The 22,503-nt window shown below is 46.6% G+C and carries 12 protein-coding genes and 1 pseudogene; 4 read left to right on the top strand and 9 right to left on the bottom strand.

What is annotated here, in order from left to right; all coding sequences use genetic code 11:
- Nucleotides 1-19: 19 nt before the first annotated feature.
- Nucleotides 20-3,187, bottom strand: a complete 3,168-nt coding sequence (locus JCM16496_RS03355; protein ID WP_025832321.1) for a SusC/RagA family TonB-linked outer membrane protein — start codon at nt 3,185-3,187, stop codon at nt 20-22.
- Between the two features lie 144 nt (nt 3,188-3,331).
- Complete coding sequence (locus JCM16496_RS03350) at nt 3,332-5,707, bottom strand: glycoside hydrolase family 31 protein (RefSeq protein WP_025832319.1); 2,376 nt, start codon at nt 5,705-5,707, stop codon at nt 3,332-3,334.
- A gap of 256 nt (nt 5,708-5,963) precedes the next feature.
- Between JCM16496_RS03350 and JCM16496_RS03345 the strand changes: the two genes are divergently transcribed.
- On the top strand, nt 5,964-9,875 hold the full coding sequence (locus JCM16496_RS03345) for a hybrid sensor histidine kinase/response regulator transcription factor (RefSeq protein ID WP_025832317.1): 3,912 nt from the start codon (nt 5,964-5,966) through the stop codon (nt 9,873-9,875).
- 5 nt (nt 9,876-9,880) lie between these two features.
- Here the strand turns inward: JCM16496_RS03345 and JCM16496_RS03340 are convergent.
- The 5 genes and pseudogenes from JCM16496_RS03340 to JCM16496_RS03330 all read right to left on the bottom strand — a co-directional run bounded on the left by JCM16496_RS03340 (nt 9,881) and on the right by JCM16496_RS03330 (nt 14,798).
- Nucleotides 9,881-11,610: pseudogene (locus JCM16496_RS03340) on the bottom strand (glycoside hydrolase family 9 protein).
- Between the two features lie 24 nt (nt 11,611-11,634).
- Entirely contained in the window at nt 11,635-12,369 is a 735-nt protein-coding gene (locus JCM16496_RS23390; RefSeq protein ID WP_244440216.1) for a hypothetical protein, read from the bottom strand.
- Nucleotides 12,366-13,523 carry a hypothetical protein gene (locus tag JCM16496_RS23385; protein ID WP_244440215.1) on the bottom strand — a complete coding sequence of 386 codons (1,158 nt, stop codon included), beginning with the start codon at nt 13,521-13,523 and terminating at the stop codon, nt 12,366-12,368. Before JCM16496_RS23385 ends, JCM16496_RS23390 begins: the two co-directional genes overlap by 4 nt.
- A gap of 23 nt (nt 13,524-13,546) precedes the next feature.
- Nucleotides 13,547-13,798, bottom strand: coding sequence for an AGE family epimerase/isomerase (locus tag JCM16496_RS24545; RefSeq protein WP_262482747.1), 252 nt, complete (start codon nt 13,796-13,798; stop codon nt 13,547-13,549).
- Between the two features lie 43 nt (nt 13,799-13,841).
- Nucleotides 13,842-14,798: an AGE family epimerase/isomerase gene (locus JCM16496_RS03330; protein WP_262482746.1), complete on the bottom strand. Its 957-nt coding sequence runs from the start codon at nt 14,796-14,798 to the stop codon at nt 13,842-13,844.
- A 339-nt stretch (nt 14,799-15,137) separates the two neighbouring features.
- Between JCM16496_RS03330 and JCM16496_RS23380 the strand changes: the two genes are divergently transcribed.
- Both JCM16496_RS23380 and JCM16496_RS03325 read left to right on the top strand, forming a co-directional pair.
- Entirely contained in the window at nt 15,138-15,695 is a 558-nt protein-coding gene (locus JCM16496_RS23380) for a hypothetical protein (RefSeq protein ID WP_244440214.1), read from the top strand.
- Nucleotides 15,695-17,671 carry a glycoside hydrolase family 9 protein gene (locus JCM16496_RS03325; protein ID WP_244440213.1) on the top strand — a complete coding sequence of 659 codons (1,977 nt, stop codon included), beginning with the start codon at nt 15,695-15,697 and terminating at the stop codon, nt 17,669-17,671. Before JCM16496_RS23380 ends, JCM16496_RS03325 begins: the two co-directional genes overlap by 1 nt.
- Nucleotides 17,672-17,824: 153 nt before the next feature.
- On the opposite strand, the gene JCM16496_RS03320 is transcribed toward JCM16496_RS03325, so the two are convergent.
- Nucleotides 17,825-19,246, bottom strand: coding sequence for a sialate O-acetylesterase (locus JCM16496_RS03320; RefSeq protein ID WP_005831010.1), 1,422 nt, complete (start codon nt 19,244-19,246; stop codon nt 17,825-17,827).
- Between the two features lie 193 nt (nt 19,247-19,439).
- Here JCM16496_RS03320 and JCM16496_RS03315 point away from each other — a divergent pair, with 193 nt between their 5' ends.
- Nucleotides 19,440-20,567 carry an AAA family ATPase gene (locus tag JCM16496_RS03315; RefSeq protein ID WP_008662419.1) on the top strand — a complete coding sequence of 376 codons (1,128 nt, stop codon included), beginning with the start codon at nt 19,440-19,442 and terminating at the stop codon, nt 20,565-20,567.
- A gap of 791 nt (nt 20,568-21,358) precedes the next feature.
- On the opposite strand, the gene JCM16496_RS03310 is transcribed toward JCM16496_RS03315, so the two are convergent.
- Nucleotides 21,359-22,447, bottom strand: a complete 1,089-nt coding sequence (locus JCM16496_RS03310) for an ATP-binding protein (RefSeq protein WP_025832312.1) — start codon at nt 22,445-22,447, stop codon at nt 21,359-21,361.
- Nucleotides 22,448-22,503 lie beyond the last annotated feature (56 nt).

Below are 22,503 nucleotides of genomic sequence, written 5' to 3'. Positions count from 1 at the left end.
TCTGTTTATCTGTTAAGTATTAGAATTGTACATTCACACCGAAAGATACGGACAACGGGAACGGATACCGTCCGCCATCGAAACCTGTCAGCAGCACTTTGTCTGATCCGACTTCCGGATCACCCCATTTGTTATACGAGGAAAGCGTCAATATGTTGTCTGCACTGACAAATACACGGGCATTCTCCATCTTCGCATGCTTTACCAAATTCTTCGGGAAAGTATAACCAAACTGAATGTTCGAAATCTTCAAATAATCGCCTTTTTTAATGAAAGCGTCACTGGAACGGTGATTCTTATTGTGATCGCCTTTGGTGATACGCGGATATTTGCCATTGGGATTCTCAAGAGTCCAGGCATTCTTCACGTATTCTGCCAAAACGTTCTGGTAACCACCATCAGGACCATACATAGAAGTCAGACGGGCAGCACTATAAGAATAGATATCCATACCAGCTACCCCATACATATTCATCGAAAAGTCAAAATTTTTGTAGGAAGCAGTAAGAGTCAAACCGTAGGAAAGAGTTGGGAAACCATTACCGATAACAGTACGGTCTTCGTCTGTAATCTGGCCGTCGCCATTCAGGTCGATATACTTAAAGTCACCTGGAGCAGTGTCGCCATCCTGATATTTGCCCGTAGGTGATTGAGCATTCAAAGCATCAATTTCCTGCTGGTTCTGAAAAATGCCGGCTACTTTCCAGCCATAATAAGAACCTACGGCATAACCGTTCTGTGTGATGGAATGATTATCCCAGTCATCACCATCCTGCGTACCACCAGAACTGTTGTTTTTGTAGAAAATAGGATCACCGACTTCTACCGCCTCATTTTTCAAGGTAGAGCCATTCACACGTACTCCTACATTCCAATCACCAAAACTCTTATTCCACGCAGCACTAATCTCAAAACCTTTGTTACGGATATGTCCGGCATTGGTATAGACAGACGTAAAACCAGTAGAAGGGCGAATCTGACGATAAATAAGCAAATCTTTCGAGTCACGGATAAAGTAGTCAACCGAGAATGAAAGCTCATTGTTCATAAAGGCCATGTCCAGACCGATGTTGGTCTGTTCGTTGGTTTCCCACTTCAGGTTTGTATCTATTTCCTTTTGCTGTGCGATACCGGCTGCATTCATCATGCTACCCCCAGCCATCACATAATACATACAATCCAAAGAAGAGAGCTGAGGAACAGAAAGACTGGTACCACCACCTGCATTACCGGTCTGCCCCCAACCTGCACGTATCTTCAGGTTGCTGAAAAGATTCAGATTTTTGATGAAGTCTTCCTCTGACAAGCGCCATGCCAGAGAAGCAGAAGGGAAAGTACCGTACCTGTTGCCCGAACCGAAGTTGGAAGAACCATCGCGGCGTACTGTAGCAGTCAGGATATAACGATCATTCAAACTGTAGGTCAGACGTCCGAAATAAGATTGATAACGGGTCTTCAAGTCACGCCCGCCATTTGTATTTTTGGAGCTGGGGTCGTTTGTCAAAGAAATCTGGCGGATGTTGTCAGCCGGGAAATCACTGGCACTGGTATTCAGCCAAACACCGTCCGTATCGCTGATAGAGAAACCTGCCATAGCGCTTACGCGATGATGGGCATTCGACCAGTCGTAGTTGACAAACGATTCCAAGGCAATCTCCGAGTTCTGATTCTGATTGATAGAATAACTGTCCTTACGGTCTTTCGAACCAAATGTACGAGGATTATAAGGGGTATATCCATCATAGCCTTTTGTAAAATAGTTGTAGCTACCGATGGTTTTAAAAGTCAATCCCTTTGCAATGTCCAATTGCAGGAATGCACTGGCCACCAAACGGTCCCATTTGGAAATCTGGTCGGTACTGGTCTTGGCTGCAGCCACCAAGTTATCGGCTCCCTTGTTGATGTCACCATCAGACTCTTGTTTATAATGTCCCCATGAACCGTCGGGCAAAACGATAGGCATAGAATAAAAGACTCCATTCTCTACATAGTCCATCGTAGGAATGGCTTGCGCATAGCTACGCATATTGCCACTGAAATGATGCTGAGCATGTGTATAGTTCAAATTCAATCCCACATGAATGAAATCTTTTACCTTATGAGTGATATTGGCACGAGCTGTCAGACGTTTGAAATAAGACTCAATGACAACACCTTCATTATTCAGATATCCCACCGAAAGGTTGGCTTGTGTGGCTTCCGTACCACCCGAAGCGGAAAGATTATAGTTCTGCTGCAATGCTGTACGTGACATTTCATCTTGCCAATCGATACTATTCAATTTGCCAATGTACTCTTCGCCAAAAGCCAAATTGGTCATGACCGAACCATTACGGCAAGATTCGCGCACTGCCTTGGCAAAGAGATCTGCATCGGCCACGTCTATCTTGTTGTTGCTGAATTGAAGAGAATAGTTGGCAGAGAAGTTGACTTGTGCCTTGCCCTTGCTTCCGTTTTTAGTGGTAATCATGATAACACCATTGGCACCGCGTGTTCCATAAATGGCTGTAGCAGAGGCATCTTTCAGGATTTCAATACTCTCCACATCGTTTGGATTAAGAAAGTCAATGGAAGTACCGACTTGCACTCCATCCACTACATAAAGAGGATCGGAACTACCGTTTACGGTGGCTACACCACGAATACGGATGTTGAATCCCCCGTCGGGCGAACCGGAAGAACGGATGACAGATACACCTGCCGCAGCTCCCTGCAAACCTTGTCCCAAGTTCACCGGATTCCGCTTCATCATCTCCTCTGCATTTACAGAAGTGACAGAACCGGTGAGGTCGGATTTCTTCATCGTACCGTAGCCCACAACAACTACCTCATCCAAGGTTTCGGTATCCTCCTTTAAAGTAATTTTCAGAGCATTCATATTCCCGGTTACTTTGACCGTCCGTGCCAGATAACCGATGTAACTGGTCTTCAGCGTAGCACCTACGGGACACTGCAAGGAGAAGTTACCGTCCAAATCGGTAATCATACCGTTTGTCGTACCTTCCACAATGACATTGGCACCGATGATGGGCTCGCCTTTCTCATCCACCACTTGGCCCTTCACAGTAACTACACTCTGCTGTACGACAGTGACACCTGCAAACGGCTGTACGCTTGTTGCAAAGAGAGGTCCGGCACATGCCAGCGATACTGACATGATGCCCAAATACTTCATCACATTTCTCATAAATACTAAATACTTAGGTTTAACAAATACCCCGGTCATAAGCACATCGGGAAAAAGATATGCGACACAATATTTCGGTAACTATATCCCTTTCTCTTCCATACCGGCAGGGGTGAATTCAATATAGATTTTCAAAGATTAAGTTCAGAAACTCAGGGAAGTGCCTTCAACCTGGTTCAACAGTTGCGGTTTGGCCTTTCCACAATCCACTTTCACAACCTGAATACGGTTGTCGGCAGGTAGACAAACCAATCCTTCCGCCTGCTTCTTGTCAGCACTGTATACCTTCAGGTTCATTTTGCTCCAATCCATCTCAGCAGTGGACTGTGCCAACTTCAGATGAGGAAGTACCGAACCGTCACGTACCAGCATGATTATCGGCAGACTGCCTGCTTCAATCCGGTGCCATCCGCCTTCGTAGACTTTCTCTGTCTGGTAGTCTATCCATTTTCCTTCGGGAAGGTAAACAGTGCGGCCAGTCATACCGGATTCAAGCAAGGGGGCAACCAGAATCTGCGAACCGAAGAGATACTCGTCATCCACTTTCCATGCTCCCGGATCATCGGGGAATTCTACAAACAAGGCTCTCAGCATCGGTAAGCCCTTTTCTGTACATTCCTTAGCCTGAGCATACACATAAGGCATCAGACGGTACTTCATCTCCGCACTCTTGCGAAAGACATCCTGCACACGCTTGCTGTCGTACAACCACGGCTCTGTCGGAGGTGCCCCATGCGCGCGGGTATGGGAAGTAAGAAAACCGAACGGTATCCAGCGGCAATACAAGTCCTCCGGAGTGGATTTTACAAAGCCACCCATATCATGGCTCCAGAAGGAGAAACCGGACAAGCCGAAGGACAAGCCTGCACGAAGCGTACCCAGCAGTCCCGTGTTCGTAGTTGCAGCATCACCGCCCCAATGCAATGGATAACGCTGGGAACCGGCCCATGCGGCACGTGCCCACATTATATTCTCGTTGTGCAACTTCTTGGTTATCTCGGACACTGCCATATCATAACGCACCGGATAGAGGTTATGCTCATACCATCCGCTCTTGCCGGAAGCGTAAATACCGTTCAGTGGAGCAGCCTCGCCAAAGTCTACTTTAATGGCACTGACACCGATATTCAGCAACCCCGCCAGTTTGTCCTGATACCACTTTACAGTTTCCGGATTGGAAAAATCGAGCACCACATCTTCGTAGGGAAGTTCACCATTTCCATTCTTCACATACATGTCTTTCTCTATCAGTTCAGAGAAATAACGGTTTTTAGGAGTGAAATAAGGCAACTGCCACAAACATACATGGAAACCTTGTGACCTCAAATCCTTCAACATCTGCTGTGGATTCTGGAAACGGTTCTCGGAGAATTTATAGTCACACTGCCAGTCCACATCAAACCAGCCGGTATCGAAATGGATAACATCGCACGGATACTTGTTCTTACGGATATTGGCCGCTACATCATAACCTTCCTTTTCACTGAAATAGGTAATACGGCTCATCCACGTACCGAAAGACCACAAGGGGGGCATGCCCGGCTTTCCTACCAAATCGGTGTACTCGTCCAGAATATCTTTCGGCTCGCCGAAGAAAACGAACAAATCCAGGTTCTCGTCACCCATGAACATTTTGTTCAGCCCAATATAGGTAGCACCAAAATCACAAGTCACGGGAGCGGATGTATGCATAAACATACCATATCCCCGGTTACTCATAAAGAAAGGAATCGGTTTGTACATCTGGTCCGTCTCAGGCCCTTGTGGGTCTGTAACGAACAAGTTCACCTTCTGTCCGGCCTTGTTCAGCCCAGTGGCAGACTCTCCGCAACCAAAAATCATTTCATCTGCAGTCAAGGTAAATACCGGATTGATGCGGCGAGCATTGTCGCTTCCCCGCTTCACAAAACAGAACGGCGTATATTTTACCTGCGTAGAGTCCGCGTCGCTCAAAGCGGCAGTCTGGCTCAAGATACGTCCGGCTTTATCCTTCAAGACGATTCTCCAAGGATTCTTGTTAATCTGAATGGTTCCATAGTCGCTGGAATAGATAATCTTGTCATTCGTCTCGATAACTTTCCAGCTTCCATCCCTGCCCGGTTCCTTTGCCAACATGATGGAAGCGGCAGGTTTGGGTTCCACCGGGGTCGTTAGCATACGGATACGTACCGTACGCGGAGTTACAAAGTCAATCTTGAATTTGAGGTTAGGGTCATTTTCATAGGCAGTGAAGGGGAAATCGAGCATTCTCATTTTACGGGGCTGTGCACCGTTGGTATTGAAGGCTTGGCGGGGCATCAGATGCCCGCGTTTCCAATTCACCAGCCCTTCACCCGACTTGGCATCGAATGACTCCAGGTGATCTGCAAAAAACAAGGTATTACTCAAGTCACGGAAATCGGTACTCATGTCCAGAGGTTGGTTCATCAAATACGAAGTACCGTCATTGACATGTGGCTGTGCCAACAGATTGCCACCGGCAAACAACAGCATCGCCACTGCTAAAAGTTCTTTCTTCATACTATTAGGATTTAAATGATCTCGCCTGCAAATGTATTTTTCTTAAAGGAAACACAGATGCCTTAAAAATGTCTTTTAATATCCGGTTTTGTTTCATAGAACCCATATAGGGCCATTGGAAACAAAATGCATACTATTTTTCACCAAACGGAGGATATCATCCCACACGAATACGCAAATCTTTCCTTGCTCGTTCGAAGGATTATATTTAAGTTTGCAGTTACAATATTGTTAATCCTTCTAATAAAGAAAATACATGAAACAACTGCTCCTATTCCTTATATGCAACCTGGCCTTCCTCCTTACTGTTCAAGGTAACTCAGCGGAAATCCCGCCGGCTGTCATGTTCAAGCAGCTCTCTACAACAGAAGGACTCTCCAACAACAGTGTCCGAAGCATCTACAGAGACAATAGGGGATTCCTCTGGGTGGGGACAGAATCAGGACTCAACAAATACGACGGCTACTCCTTCCAGCAGTATTACCAGAACAACTCCGACCTGCCGGACGATGCCATCAGCGAAATTTTCGAAGGACCGGACGACAATGTATGGATAAGGACTTCCAGCGGCTACAGTATCTATAATTATAAGACCGGTGAATTCGACAATGACTATAAACCCATACTCGATGGGCTGCAAATCCCCAGTAAAAACATTCTGAGGATGGGAAAAACATCCAAGAATGAGTTTTGGGCCTACGACTATTCCAAACTTTACATACGAAGCATGGACAACAGCTCCATCAAAGCCTATCCACTGGTAGTTGAAAAGATTTCAAACCTCTATATAGGTGTCCAGTTCATTTATATAATGTACTCCAACGGTACCCTATACAGTATCAGCAAGCAGACTTCCGAAGTCAAGGAAATAGCCATTCCCACCATCTATAGACCTTTGCTGGAGAATCATGAGCCACACATTTACATAGACCAAAACGAAAGCCTATGGGTATACACCTTCCAAAACAGCCTACTTTTGCACAAGAACAGTTTTACACAGCAATGGGAGGACATCAGCCTGAACAATAACACTCACATACAGTACAATCGCGTGCAACGCATCCTCGACCTGGGAGACGGCAACGTATGGATACTTACCAGCCATATGGGGCTGTTCGTTTACAACACCCTGACCAAATCGCTTACCAACTTGGTGCACAATCCATTGAAACCGCACACCATTGCCAGCAACAATCTGAATACCATTTACCGGGACAAAGACGGAACCATATACATAGGGAATTTCAAACACGGTATTTCCTATTATAGCCCCATGTCCCAAATCATACTATGCAACAAATCCCTGGAATATGATGATATCCTGACCTTCTGCGAAGACACAAGCCAGGAATACATTTACTACGGAACAGACGGTACGGGACTAATCCGACGTTCACTAGTGACCGATTCATACGAAAAGATAGCAACTCCCGCCAATATTGTAGTCGACTTATCCATCGACTCCAAAAACCGCCTATGGATAGGCACCTTCCAGAAAGGACTGCTATGCTACTCGAAAGGGCAAATCAAACAATACACAGTAAGTAACAGCCAGCTTCTCGAGAACAATGTGTATACAGTAAAGGTAGACAAACACGGATACATCTGGATAGGTACCATGAAAGGATACATACAGAGGTTAAATCCGGAAACCGGGCAGTTTGACACCATCTTGTACCGTCCGGGAGAATTCTTTGTCCGAGATATGTACTATGATAAAAACAGTACCCTTTACGTAGCGACCAAAGGAGGACTCATTATCATCGATACGGAAACCCAAGCCTATAATATCTACGCCGAAGCCGGCCGCTTCAAGGAGAACAATATGCTCACTGTCTATAAGGACAGCCGAGACCTTCTTTGGATAGGACATCCACACGGACTGAGTATATGGAACCAGAAGAACGACTCCATCTACTTCCTTGACCAGAAAAACGGACTTGCCGCCAACCTCGTCAGAGCCGTCACGGAAGACAACAACAACCAGATGTGGATTGGTACCGGCAACGGCATCTCACGAATCAAAATAACAAACGGTACATACGCCATCGTGAACTACTCCGTAAGCGACGGACTGATATGCAACGATACCAATGTCCACGCCATCCTCAAGCTACAGAACGGCAATATACTGATAGGCACGCCACAAGGTTACCAGACTATCATTCCACAAGACATCCTGACCACAAGTTATGATGCCAATATTTACCTTACCGGTATTGAGCTCAAATCCGGAATGACCCATCCGGACATCCTGAACGGCAGCTCACTTGAATGTGCACAACATCTTTCCTTCACTGAAAAGGAAAATTCATTCACTCTGTCCTTCTCTGCCCTCGACCTGGTGGAAACGGATAAGATAAAATATGCCTATAAGATTCATTCCAACTGGATTTATGCTGAAAACAACAAAGTAAACCTATCCATGCTGACTGCCGGAAACTATACTTTATCCGTCAAGGCATGCAACTCACAAGGCATATGGAGCCCCAACGTCAAGGAACTGAAAATAAAGATACTCCCTCCTTGGTGGCGCACTTGGTGGGCTTATACCATATATAGCGGTATCGTTTTGTGCATCCTTCTGTCCATTATCCGCAATCTGCGCTTACGCCAAAAGCAGAAACAAATCATGCAGGCCATCGAGGTGGAAAATGAAAGGCAGCAGAAAATCAACAATATGAAACTGCAGTTCTTTGCCAACATAAGTCACGAACTGCGGACCCCCTTGTCACTTATCATCAATCCGCTTGAAGAGTTTTTCGTAGACCATCCCGAATATCGTAAAGGCATTCTGGATATGGTCAAACAAAATGCCGACTATCTGCTGGAACTGATTAACCAACTGCTGGATTTCAGAAAGCTGGATGCCAAGGCTGAAACCCTGAAATGCAAACATGACAACATCCTTATCATTCTGAGTGAAATATTCCACTCTTTCGATCCGATAGCACAGAAACGGAACATCAGCTATAGCCTTACCGCTCCACAACATTCTGTATTCATGGATTTCGACTATGACAAGATACGCAAGATATGCACAAATATCCTGTCAAATGCATTCAAGTTCACTCCCAATAAAGGAAGCATCTCACTGGATATTGCCGTAAGAGGCACAAATCTGGAACTGACCTTTACCGACACCGGTTGCGGCATAGAGGATGAAGCCAAGGAGAAAATATTCCAAAGATTCTATCAGTCGGGCAAAAACCAGTCGAACAACGGAGGCAGCGGCATTGGACTGCACATTGTTTCCGAATACGTAAAGATGCATCAGGGTACTGTCTGTGTCAGGGATAACCAGCCTTGTGGTTCTGTATTCCTGATTACCCTACCCCTACACCAGAACAGTAATGAAACCAAAAACGGAGAACCGGTCGAAGGACCGGAAATAAAAGAAGAATCCCATCCATTCACCATACTACTCGTAGATGACAACTACGACTTCTTGAAATTTCTCTCTGAAAGTCTTGCCAGGCAGTATCATGTATTAAAAGCCACAAACGGAAAACATGCACTGAATGTACTGGAAAAGGAAGATATTGATTTAGTGGTCAGTGACATCATGATGCCCGAGATGGATGGTCTGGAACTATGTTCAACCATCAAGAATGACATACGCTACTCCCATATCCCCATTATCCTCCTGACAGCTAAAGCAAGTGAAGAACACCAATTGGAAGGGCTTAGCGTTGGCGCAGACGACTATATCACCAAGCCTTTCAATATGGAAGTCCTCAAGCTGCGCATCAACAAGATTATCGAGATGAACGTCAAACGTCAGGAAATATTCAATCAGGACATTAAAATCGAGCCAAGCCGTATCACCATCACTCCCCTTGACCAGCAGCTGGTGGAAAAAGCCATCCAGATTGTAGAGGACAATATCAGCGAAACCGAGTTTTCCGTCGAGGAGCTTGCCAGCAGCCTGAATATATCACGCAGCTATTTCTACAAGAAAATGATTAAGATAACGGGAAAGAAACCCATCGAATTCATCAGGACCATCCGTATGAAACGTGCACAACAACTCTTGACAGAAAGCCAGATGCAAGTTTCGGAAATTGCATATACCTTGGGGTATAACTCCCCCAAGATATTCTCCAAACATTTTAAAGAAGAGTTCAACATCAGCCCATCCGAATTTATAAGGCAGCAGGCTGAATAGAAACATTATTTTGACATCAAAGCATCCAACGAAGACACCAACGCCACCAAAGCAGCACTCCAATTAATGGCTATTTCATTGGAAGCATACGAACCTTCCACATCTGCATAAGACTCATCCGGCAGATTGGAAGGATAGGGTACACCGTCTTGTTGGCCAGGATTGGGACCGCCAACAAGGAAACCGGGAAGAGGTGCCTCTATATCATCCGATGCAGAAAGACGATGGTGCGGATACAGAGGACTTTTCATCCCGAAACCGGTGACATAACAATATCCCGTGGCATTCTTTCCTAAAATGTAGTCCATATTGCGGTAGGCGTTCGTCAGGTACGACTTCTCACCCGTAAGCAAATAGGCGCAAACCAGTGAAGTGGCTTGGTTAGCACACCCTTCGGCAAGGCATCCCCAAAAGAAATCTTTGGCATCGTTGCCGTAAGGAGCGTGGAAAGGAGAGCGGTCAGCACCCCGCACAGCCTCGGCAGCATAGTCCAGTAGCAGGTCCTTCATGCATTTGCCAACTCCACGTCTTCACCCTGATATTCCCTGCCCGGTTGCAGCCAGGCAAACACGCCCAACGCTGTGGTATTGCCCCAAGAAGGAGTCTTATATGCGGTGGGGAGATGCTTCTTCACTTGTTCCCGGTAAACGGTCTTTCCCGTAGCAAGATAGAGCTCGGAAGCCGCCCAGAAGAATTCGTCATCAGCACTGCGATCACCATAAGCTCCCGTAACTACGGCAGGTTGATATTGCTTGTTGAGAAGATCCTGATGATAGAGTGCCTGCGGATGTGCTTCTGCCCAGGCATAAGCACGTTCGGCAGCCTGCAAAGCCACTTCCGAAAAGCCAGGATAATCCTCTTCGTAAGGAGCAAACAACACGGAAGCCTGCGCTAAAGCCGCAGCATAGTCCAATGCCGCCGTTACTGATTTCTGAACTACATAACGGGGCTGCTTACACTCCGTAGGCTTGATAAATCCCTCGAACGAAGGGGTAGTCAGCTTGTGGTAGACTCCTCCGTCGGCAGGGTCTTGCATGGTCAGCATCCATTTCAGGTTATAGTACATCTCGTCCAGCAAATCGGGCGTGTGGTTTCCGCTTTCCGGGATGTTCACCCGTTGACGGATAAAATAGTCAGGAAAGCGGGCATAAATCGCCTGCATCAATCCGATGGAATAAGCGGAGTTCACAATGTACTTGTTATAATCTCCGGCATCATACCATCCTCCCGGAGAAGAAATCACCGCTCCCGCCTTACGTTCCGGCCCGGCAGCATTGGGATGTACCAGCACCTTGTCATCTGGATGGCCTGCCGGACGGCTCCACCGACCCGCATAAGTCGCTTCGATGGGCATACCCGTACGTTGGTAATAGAAAGACTTCAAAGCGGCATCGGCCAAAGGGGACAGCACCTTTTCCTTTACTTCGAATGCCACTGAATCGCCGTTAACCAACAGAAGATATCTTCCCGGTACCGTGATGTCACTGAAATCCAATATTGTCCTGCTCTTATCCGACCAAGCGGATGAAGCGGTATATCCGGGTTTGCCGGAAAGTAGCCGATTGCCCGTGGCTGCATCTACTATGGTAAATTCACGTACCTCACCGGCATTCACCACAGCTACTTTTTCCTGCTGGGGATAATACCCTAACTGATTCAAACGTACAGTTTCTGAAGGATGCCCTAAAGTGGCCATTCCTCCCAGAACTGTAAACAGACATGTAGTTATATTCATATCACTATTCTTTATATATTAATATTATTCCATTTCAAAATTATTTATCCGACAATAAGGTAATGAAACTGATAGCGGCAAGTGTACCCGTACCAGTCCATTCTCCACCTTCACAGCAGTTTCCTTCATGCAGTCCTTTGTATTGGTCACATAGACTTTCAGTTCCTTCACTTCTGCAGGGATACCGGAGATGACAGCCTCACAATCCGCCCCATTATTGACCATATGGACGGCATATTCTCCGCGCACCATATTTCCGAAAGCTGCACAGTTTACATTTTTCTTGCTGCTACTGACTGGAATGGCCAAGGCATCGGCCGGAGTGGAGGCCAGCTGCTTAATGTTCCAGAAACGTTGTGTAGGACGCAAAGGACCTTTGGAGCCATAAATGCCGTCTCCCCACAACAACGAATAGTCTGAAGTGAGCTGCCACTGCAAGATGGACAGTGGTTGGCAAATAGCACAAATACGCGTATACAGATTGATTTCATAAAGTGCAAACGTCGACTCATTGAATATCTCGGCATAACCATGAGCAGCGGCATCCGTACTACCCTCACCAACCAAGAGTGGTACATTAATCGCTTTGGCAGCATCCGCCCACTTCCTTAACGTAACATCATCACAACCACGCCATGAATGGAAAGAAACTGCACCAATATACTTATGAGTCTCAGGATTGTTCAAAGCAGGAAGGATGAAATCAAAAGTCGTAGCATCCGAATTGTCGCCAAGCAGCATACGGGTAGGAAGATTCAACCTGCCAGATAAGCACCGAATTCCTGAATGAAATCTGCATGCTCCTGCGGCGTGTGAAGGACATCAATACCCAAATCCGATTCGTTGAACGAGAACATGGAGAACTCAATACCATAATGCTGTTTAGCATACAACAGATAATCTGCCATGGATTTATAAATCTTCTCCTTTTTCCGGCTATCCAGACGATAAGCAATGACACCACCTTGACGGGCATAACTTGCAGGACCTCCGTCAATGGCCCATGCAGGCGGAAACCAACAGCTTAGTATTACCGGCATTCCCATCGCCTTCAAGCGCTTTGCCATGAGGAGACTTTCCTCCACCCGCTTGTTCAGTCCCCCATTCTGTGCCACGGCAATAGGATCGGATTCTTCTTCGGGTTGCCACAATCTCCACGGAAATTCCACACGGCCATAAGCTACGCGCAAATTTTCCAGACAGTAATCTATCACTTTAGGGTCGGCAGCAGGATTCTGCAGGCGGAAATTCCCTCCAAAGCCTGCAAACAAACTTCCCGGATTCTGCATATCCAATGTAATTTCCGCGTCACTGTGATCTATCACTCCGGAAGCATGCAGTTCCATAGACAATGCTGTTCTCCCAGCCTTTTTCAGAATCGACATCAGCGAGATATACACAACAGTACCGGTAGACTCTTTTTCAACCGTGGCCTTTACAGACTTATTGAACTTGAATTCCAACTTCCTATTGGCCGAAGTAACGGTCAGCTTCCTGCCACTTGTCCTTACTTTGGCATCAACGTAGTTTTCCGGACTTAAAGCAATACAGTAATAGGCTGTCTGGTTCAAAGTCGTGTCCGACAGCGCATCAATAGAAATCTCCACCAAGCCTTTTCCCTTATCAGTCACTTTCTGATGGAACTTTACACCTCGCAGAGTAGTCGTCACTTCCTGCATATCCCCCTCACGATGGAAAACGGGACGGACCTGCTTCTCCTTTCCAGTAATCTCCATATCTCCTTTCAAGGTTCCGACACGCAGGGATGACTCAAAGTCTATCAATTCACCGTCTACACGGACACCCGTGATATTGCTCCATGCCATCACTTCCGTCTGGGCAGAAAGCGGCAGAGATAATATACCACACAGCAATACAACTATTCCAAACTGGAAAATTCGTAAATTCTTCATAATATCAAATCTATAAAAGGTTGTCATTTCAGTCTGGTATCAATCTCAAACCCCATACGGCTATTATGATAGGGACAATTCCACATACTTGCTTTAGGCTCCTTGTAGCGGGGAGTTCCATCTTCCAGCACCGTTCTGAACCATTCACCATACTCCTTGTCTATCATCCGTGATTTGATGAAGTTCCAAGTGCGGACGGCACTGTCCAAATAAGATTGTTCACCAGTCAGTTGCCAGGCATTGATACAACCGACACAGTTTCCGCCTGGCACCACCAGGAAGCATCCTTCCTGATTTTGTCCTTATGCCGTTCGTACATCATGGCGCCCATCGGTTGATGCCCTCTTTCAAGGAGGCGTCTGCAAGTTCCAATGCTACCTTCCTGCACCTCCCGATAACCTCCGGGTCACCCAGAGCCTCTGCAGCTTCCGTCAGCAACCAGGAAGTTTCGATGTCATGCCCGTAAGAGTCGATGTCATCCAGATTGTTCCAATTCGAATCACAGTACAATATCAGGTGATGTGTTTGTGGATTGTAGAGCTTGGTTATTATCAAATCTATTACTTTTGTAAGACGTTCGCGTAGGCCATTATCCTTCCATACTTTATATAAAGCTGTGTATGCCTCCAATACGTGGATATGGGTATTCATTGTTTTGGTGGCAACGCCATCTCCATCATATCCCAGCTTTTGGGGAACTCCCCATTCGCGGGTGAAAGATTCTATATAACCATCGTTTACGGGGTCTTTGATTCTGCTCTCCATGGTCCGGTAAAGTTCTATGGCTTTTTGCAGGCTTTCATTGTTGCCCGTTGCTCTAAAATGTTCGGACAAACCGTAGATAGCATAAGAGCAGCCGTAAGTCTGCTTGTTCGTATCCAATGGGGTACCGTCCGCTTTTATCAGCCAATATACGCCTCCATACTGCGAATCAATGAAGTGGTCTATGAAATACCGTTGCGCCCTGTCAGCCAATTTACGGTAGGCAGTATCGCCATACATCCGGTAGGCGGTTGAAAAAGTCCAAAGGATGCGGGCATTCAGTACACCACCTTTGGGAGCATCCGCTATCGGGGCACCGTCACGTCCCAATGAACCATAAAAGCCTCCGGAAGAATCTACGCTGTATCTTTCCCAAAAAGAGAGGATATTCTCTTTCAAGTCCGAGGTTATTTCATCTTTTAAAACCTTGTCTACGTGTGACTGTGCTTGCAGGAAAGGTGTAACCAGCAACCATACTGTAATCAGCAAAAAAACGGAAAACATACGTTTCATAATATAGCGATTTAAGGAATTAATCATAGTTACATTGCAAATGTACAAAAAAACAAGTTGCCACTACTCACTACCATCCTTTTTCAATGGATACAATTGGTTCCGATAAAGGCTGTTTTTGGGTACTGAGTCCTTGTTTTACCAGACATCAGCTTTTATTAGCTCAAACGTTGGTATCTGGCAGTTCAAACACCATTGTATGACAAATATAACAATGAATATCATAAAAATAGAGGAAAAAGACACATTTCATAACGTTATTGGCTACAAACAAAAGCCATCCGTTTCCTTTTTAGTCCGTATATTAGTAGAAAATTTCGTAACTCAAAAATAGATACTATGAGAAAGAAACATTTCCTATTTGCATCAGTCTTGGCACTGCTTTGCGGCAGCAGTACGCTGCATGCGCAAGACTTCAAGCTGACATCCTCCGGTTATTTCAAGAACCAGGGAGTCGACGTCATGGCTTTTGATGACATCTATCCCGAAGGACACCAGGGAGGGGTATGCATCATTATGAACGGACACCGTGTGGCAACAAACGGAGACATCCGCCTGGAAGCCACGCCCGGACAATGGCAACCCGTACCGAAACAGCTCGACCGGAAGCTCGGTGACAACAGCATCACCGCCACGCTGTGCTATCCCGACTCCTCACGCCATCTCACCGGATTCAACCCGATGATTTACCCGGACCTCCACCTTATATATACGGTAAACGTGGAAAGCAAAGGTAAAAACATAGAGGTGACCGTAGACCTTGACCGCCCCATTCCCCAGGAATTCATCGGAAAAGTAGGCTTCAACCTTGAATTCTTCCCGGGTTCCCTCTTCGGCAAGCCCTGGATTATGGACGGTCAGAGCGGCATCTTCCCGCAACAGCCCAACTCCCCCTGATGACAACCCAGCCCAACTATCTGCATACAGGAAACTACCATGACGGCAAAAAATCGCTGGCAGACATGAACAAACTGATAGGAAAAGGTTACAGCCCGATTGTGGCAGACGACATCATCAGCGAACCTTATGCCAAAGGAACCAAGTTCACCTCCCGGCCCGATGACCCTTACAACAAAGTTACCATCGAATCATTGAGCGGTGACCTGCAACTGTTTGACGGGCGTATGAACCACAACAACGGCTGGTTCGTACTGCGCAGCAACATAAAACCGGGTGTCACCAAAGGTGCCGTCAAATGGATTATCACTCCGAACGTAGTGGCCGACTGGATGTATCAGCCGGTTATCCAGACTTCACAGATAGGTTATCATCCCACTCAGGACAAGGAAGCCGTCATCGAAATGGATATACGTGACAACAGAAAGGAAACGGCACAAATCATCCGCATTGATGCCGACGGCGAAAAGGTTGTCAAGAACGTCACTCCTGCCAACTGGGGTAAATTCTTGAGGTATAACTATCTGAAAGTAAACTTCACAGATGTAAAGGAACCGGGGCTTTATAAGATTAAATACAATACCTCCGTGTCTCCCATCTTCCGCATCGACAATGACGTATATGCCCGTGGCGTATGGCAGCCCGTACTGGAATACTTCCTTCCCGTACAGATGTGCCACATGCGCGTCAACGAAAAATACCGCGTATGGCACGACTGCTGCCACATGGACGATGCCCAGATGGCACCGGCACACAATCATATCGACGGCTACGACCAGAAAGAGGGCCTGTCCAAGTTCAAACCGGGTGAAGTGGTTCCCGGAGTGAACATAGGCGGCTGGCACGATGCCGGAGACTTTGACCTCCGCATCGAATCCCAAGCCGGAGAATCCTATATCCTGGCACTGGCCTACGAAGCTTTCCACCCGAATCTCGACGTGACTTCCATCGACCAGATAAACCGTGTGACGGAAATCCACCAGCCCGACGGTAAGAATGACTTGCTGCAACAAGTAGAGAACGGCGCCCTTACGGTAGTCAACGGCTACCTGGCACTGGGACGTCTCTACCGGGGAATCATCTGCAACGACCTTCGCCAATACGTACTTCTGGGTGATGCCGCCGCCATGACGGACGGAAAAATCGGTAATGAAGACGACCGTTGGATATTTACAGAGGACAACCCCGGACGAGAACTGTCGACAGCCGCCCAACTTGCTGCCGTATCACGCGTATTGAAAGGCTTCAATGATACATTGAGTGTACATTGTCTCGACATTGCCCGCAAAGTATATGCTTCTACCGGAAACGGCAACAACAGAGCCTTGTTCCCCAAAGTGCAGGCAGCCGTAGAACTGTACCTCACCACGGGCGAACAACCCTATATGGACTTCATTCTGGACAACAAAGAGCTCATCATCAAGCAGATAGGCCGCATCGGCTGGTACACGGCACGTGTGGAAAAACAGTTTGCACAAATGAAGAACAAGAAAGCCAAAGCTTTCTCCACCGCTTTCCGCAAAGCTCTGACCGGATATGAACAAGAGCTGAACAAGCAAGTGCAGGAGACTCCTTACGGCATTCCCTACCGTCCACATATCTGGGGTGCAGGCTGGGATATACAGCGTTTCGGCTTCCAGCACTACTTCCTGACAACCGCCTATCCGGAAATATTCCCGAAAGCACCGGTATTCAATGCCCTCAACTTCATTCTCGGATGCCACCCGGGCTCCAACCAAGCTTCCTTCGCCTCGGGTGTCGGCGCACAATCAGCCACTGTGGGCTACGGACTGAACCGCGCAGACTGGTCGTATATTCCCGGTGGAGTCATTTCCGGTACAGCTCTTATCCGTCCCGACTTCCCGGAACTCCTCACGTTCCCGTTCCTCTGGCAGCAAACTGAATATGTGCTGGGAGGAGGTTCATCCCACTATATGTTCCTGGTACTTGCAGCAGAACAGTTGCTGAAACAATAAGAAAGACAGAGGGGGAACAAAACCCTCTGGATGTTTTCTTTTAGGCGCGGATTACACGGATTTCACGGATTTAGTTTACTGCATCCATGGATTCCGCGTAACCCGCGCCTAATATTATAGTATAATGAAAGTGTTTATCTACTTTCCGTTCTTTCACCAATTATCCGTACGGAACGGAATGGTAGGCAATTCATTTCCGCCAATCATCGTACCAATCTGGAAATCATGGAAACAATAGCGCACGCTGACGGGATGGGATACCTTTTCTGAAGAGATTACCACTTCATTCGTCTGCCAGTGCAGCCATACTTTGTCGGCAGGATGGAACACACGGTCCTCACCCGCCACTTCGAAACCGCGAAGGTCATAGTTGCGACAGATACCCATTTCCAAATGGTCGAAGGAAACCCATGCTTCACTGCCTTTAGCAGTCCATGACTTATATTGTGGGCCGAAACAGTGTATCTGCTTCAATCCATAGGTAAGGTTCAATGCCAGATAGCTCAAGCGTTGACCTACCTTTGTCTTGTTGCGGGGATGGATATTGTACATCTCATAAGGCTCTACAAGGTCGTTTGTCGAAATCATACCACTGTTCGGAATCAGGCTTTGGGCACGGAATTGCGCTTCACGTAGGTAAGCAGCTTTCTCTTGCTGGGTACCTCCATAGGCGTACGGCGCTATTTCGGCAAAGTAGAAAGGCAATTCGCCCAGCCCCCATTCCTTGCGCCACAGCTGCACCATGTCGGCCAAGCGTTCGGCATATGTTTCATGGCGACCTACGTTCGACTCTCCCTGATACCAGATGAACCCTTTGATGGTATAGTTCTGAAGCGGCTTCAGCATGGCATTGTACATCAGCATGGGGCGGAGCATGGGATGCAGGCGTTCGATGGAATCGGGGTTGAGAGATATGTCTGGATAGTTTTCCAGCAGTTCACGGCTTATCCAACCTTCTACAGTGGATCCACCGTAAGCGCTACAGATGATGCCGACCGGAATCCGGAGGGCACGGCTCAACGAAGTGGCAAAATAGTAGGCCGTCGCACTGAAATCGGGTGCGGTTTCTATGGAAGATATGTTCCAGCTACCTTTGCAGTCGGTTTGCAGTTCATAAGTCTGGTGCTTGGGAACGGTGAACATACGCACCCCCTTATTCTCGGCAGAAACTATGATGTCATCCGCTCCGTTCATGATGCAACAGCCAGCAAAACCTTTCAGGGGCATTTCCATATTGCTCTGGCCGGAAGCAAGCCATACTTCACCGATTAGGATATTCTTCAACGTAGTTTTTTCTCCGTCATCAAAAGTTATCTCATAAGGCGTGTATCCTGCTGCCGGAGTCTCCACGGCAAGCGTCCAACCGCCATCCTTATCGGCACGGCAAGTCATTGTCTGTCCGTTCCACGAAGGCGTAACGCGTACTTCGGCTTCCGGAGCAGCCGTTCCCCACAGTTTCACTTCAGTCTGCTGCTGGAGTATCATGTTGTCGCCCACCAGTGCAGGCAGTTTTACTTTGGCGCCCAACGAGGCGGCACCGCATAATAGAATCAATGCAAGAACCTTACTTTTCATAGTATATTTGTATTTAACATTATATTCGGAATCAATAACGCGAGCAAAAATAAGGCTTTTTTGCTCACGTTCTCCGTTTCATGTGCAAAAAGTGGGTGTTTTTGCACATGTGCTCAAACAAAATTATACATTGATGTATTATACATTGATGTATAATTTGTATATTTGTCATTAAATCAAGAACAGAAAGTTTATGAAATCACCTTTTCAATACGGCACACTGGTTGATAAAGAAAGTTTCGTCAATCGGGTAGAAGAACGAAAGCAACTGAAAGAATTACTTGGATCGGGCATCAACGTAATGCTTATTTCACCGCGCCGATGGGGAAAATCGTCGCTTGTAAAAGTAGCTATGGACGAACTGACACAAGAAGACAAGCATATCCGTGTCTGCTTCATTGATGCATTCAGCATCAAGACGGAAGCTGAATTCTACCGCATCTTTGCGCGAGAAGTCATTTCTTGCGCCGCCTCCACCCTTGAAAAGAGGCTTGAAGATGTGAAACAGTTTCTTAAAGCCGTTTCTCCCAGTATCACATTGAAAAGCGACCCAACCGATACCCTCTCCTTTGACCTGAAATTGGAACTGGAAGAAAAAAGTGTCATGGAGATACTGGAACTACCCGAAAAGATAGCAGCTGCCAAAGGCATACACCTGATTGTCTGCATCGACGAGTTCCAACAACTGGCACTACTACCCGGCTACAAAAGTATGGAGGGAAAAATGCGCTCTGCCTGGCAGAAGCAGCAACAAGTTTCCTATTGCTTTTACGGAAGCAAGCGGCATATGATGATGGACATCTTCAACAATTCTTCTAACCCCTTCTACCGCTTCGGACAAGTACTGTTCCTGCAAAAGATAAAGAAAGAGGAATGGGTGCCCTTCATCGTCAATGCCTTCCACCGGACGAACAAAGAAATCAGCGAACAGCAAGCAGAACAACTGTGCGACATCGTGAAATGCCATTCGTGGTATTTGCAACAGTTGTGCTATTTCATCTGGAGCGGTACGTCTGAAAAAGTGACAGATGAGATTATCGAAATCCGTACCCGCCAACTGATAGACACCAACATGCCTATGTTCATGAACGACACCGAGAACCTGACTGCTGCCCAAACTGCCATGCTTCGTGCTGTAGCCGATGGTGAATACCGCTTCAACTCCATCCCCGTAGTGCGGAAATATGAATTGGGCAGTGCACAGACCATCACACGCAACAAGCGTATGCTGACAGAACGTGATTTCATTGAGAAAGAAGGAAACAAGTATGCTTTCTCCGATCCGATATTCGAGCTTTGGTTCAGGAGGGAGTATTGCTGAATATAAAAAAAGAACGTGGAACTGCGTGCTATCCATCGTCTTTGAAGGTCCTGAGAAAACCCCACTATACAAATGAACAGACAGCAGACCCACGCCGAAACCAGCGCAGGAGCAGTCCATGCCATTCTTGTATAGTTTCGAAAATTTCTCAGGTTCTCAAAGACAAGAATGAAGCACAACGCTTCTTACAATATCATTTCACAAAACATTGAAGCTAAGGACACTTCCTTGCTTCGATGGCAAATTTAACGATAAAGAATGAAAACAAGAAAAAGATTGGAAAGTATTTTTGAGGCTGATACCTACAGAAGATAAATATGATTTTGTCATTCTGACACTTTGTATTTTCTATCGCACGAGAATCCCGTATTTCCGTCCCATTGCCCACGCAGCAGTAAATACGAGAGCGAAAATCCGTAAGTGTCAGGTTATAAGCATTATACCAAAACGAACGTCCTTACGATAAATCGGAATCACCTCTCCGAAAGCCTCGATGCACCGAAAAGGCAAAAGCAAAAGAACGTTTTACTAAAACAGAGTAACCGTTTTACTAAAACACAACTCCCCTTTTAGTAAAACGGTATACTCTTTTTAGCTTAAAGGTGCAGCCAATTTCTGCATAAAAGCCCCACAAAAGCGGAAGAATATGCAAAAAGAACGCATCTTTATGAGCTGAATATCCACAATATATCCCAAATCCGTTCTTCTATAAAACCAAGTGCGGCAGGAAAACCGGGAAAAGCATTACTTTTTGTCAAGGTTATAGGGATATTTCCGTCTTTCAGCACCTTTTACAACAACCCATGCAGTTCCCACGCCCGCACATGCCGTATTCCTTCATGAGACGGCAGGCAGAAGTCATCAAGCGAGACAACCAGTTTCTCATAATTATCTTGTATCGCCTCCAGCGAAGCATACTCACGGCGCACCGTCTGTTCATATACCAGCATGTAGGTGGATTGCAGATATATCGTACGGTCGCCTTTCCAGGCGATGAAGTCCACCTCTTTTTCTTTGGCACATCCGGTATAGACATCATAGCCTGCCCTGAGCAACTCCAGATAGACAAGATTCTCCAGTTTATAACCCACACCATAGGCCGTTCCGGGATAAAGGAAATTCTTAAAGGCAAGGTCGTTGATGTAATATTTCGCCGTACCGGACAGTATTTCCTTTCCGCGCAAGTCGAAGCGTTCACAACGATACGCCAAGAACGAGTCTTCGATATAGCCTATGTAGGCAGCCACGGCATCATAGCCCGTCTTCCGGCCTTGGCTCTTGAAATAGTTCACGATGTTGCCGATGGACACTAAATTAGAGGCATTGCCTACAAGAAACGCAAAAAGGTCCTCAAGCAGCCGGGGGTCACGTATGCTGTAGCGTTGGATGATGTCCTTCAGCAAGATGGTGTCCTTCAAGGCAGACAAGTAATTGCGCTGCACCTCCTGCTTTTCGGGCAAGACAAAAAGTTCTGGGATTCCGCCCGTATTCATATAGCCCATATAGCTCTCACGGTTCTGTTCCAGATGCCTTATCTCTGTATACTCCTGATAGCTGAAGGGATATACCGGGAATTGGACGTATCGCCCGGAAAGCAGCGTGGCAAGCTCACCGGACAGCATCCGTGAGCTGGAGCCACTGATAAAGAGCTCGTACTCCTCGGTATAGTCCTGCGAATAAGAATTGACCGACTTTTCCCATTCTTCGATGAGCTGCACTTCGTCGATGAAAATATAAATCTCCTCTTGTCCAGAGATTGTACTTCCTAAGTATATCCATTCTTTCGTCCATAACCCAAAAAGTTGGTGAAAAAGGCAAGATTTTCGGTTATAAACGAAAGATTCATTTAAACAAGCAAGGAAGATACTTCCTTTCCGCATCCCCTTTTATCGGCCGGATATTCCTTCTATAGAATCATCATTGTTGCATCTATATA

Origin of the sequence: Bacteroides rodentium JCM 16496 (genome assembly GCF_000614125.1) — a bacterium.
GTDB classification, from domain to species: Bacteria; Bacteroidota; Bacteroidia; order Bacteroidales; family Bacteroidaceae; genus Bacteroides; species Bacteroides rodentium.
Note: the sequence above shows the minus strand (reverse complement) of the source record. Positions and strands in the feature narration are given on the sequence as shown.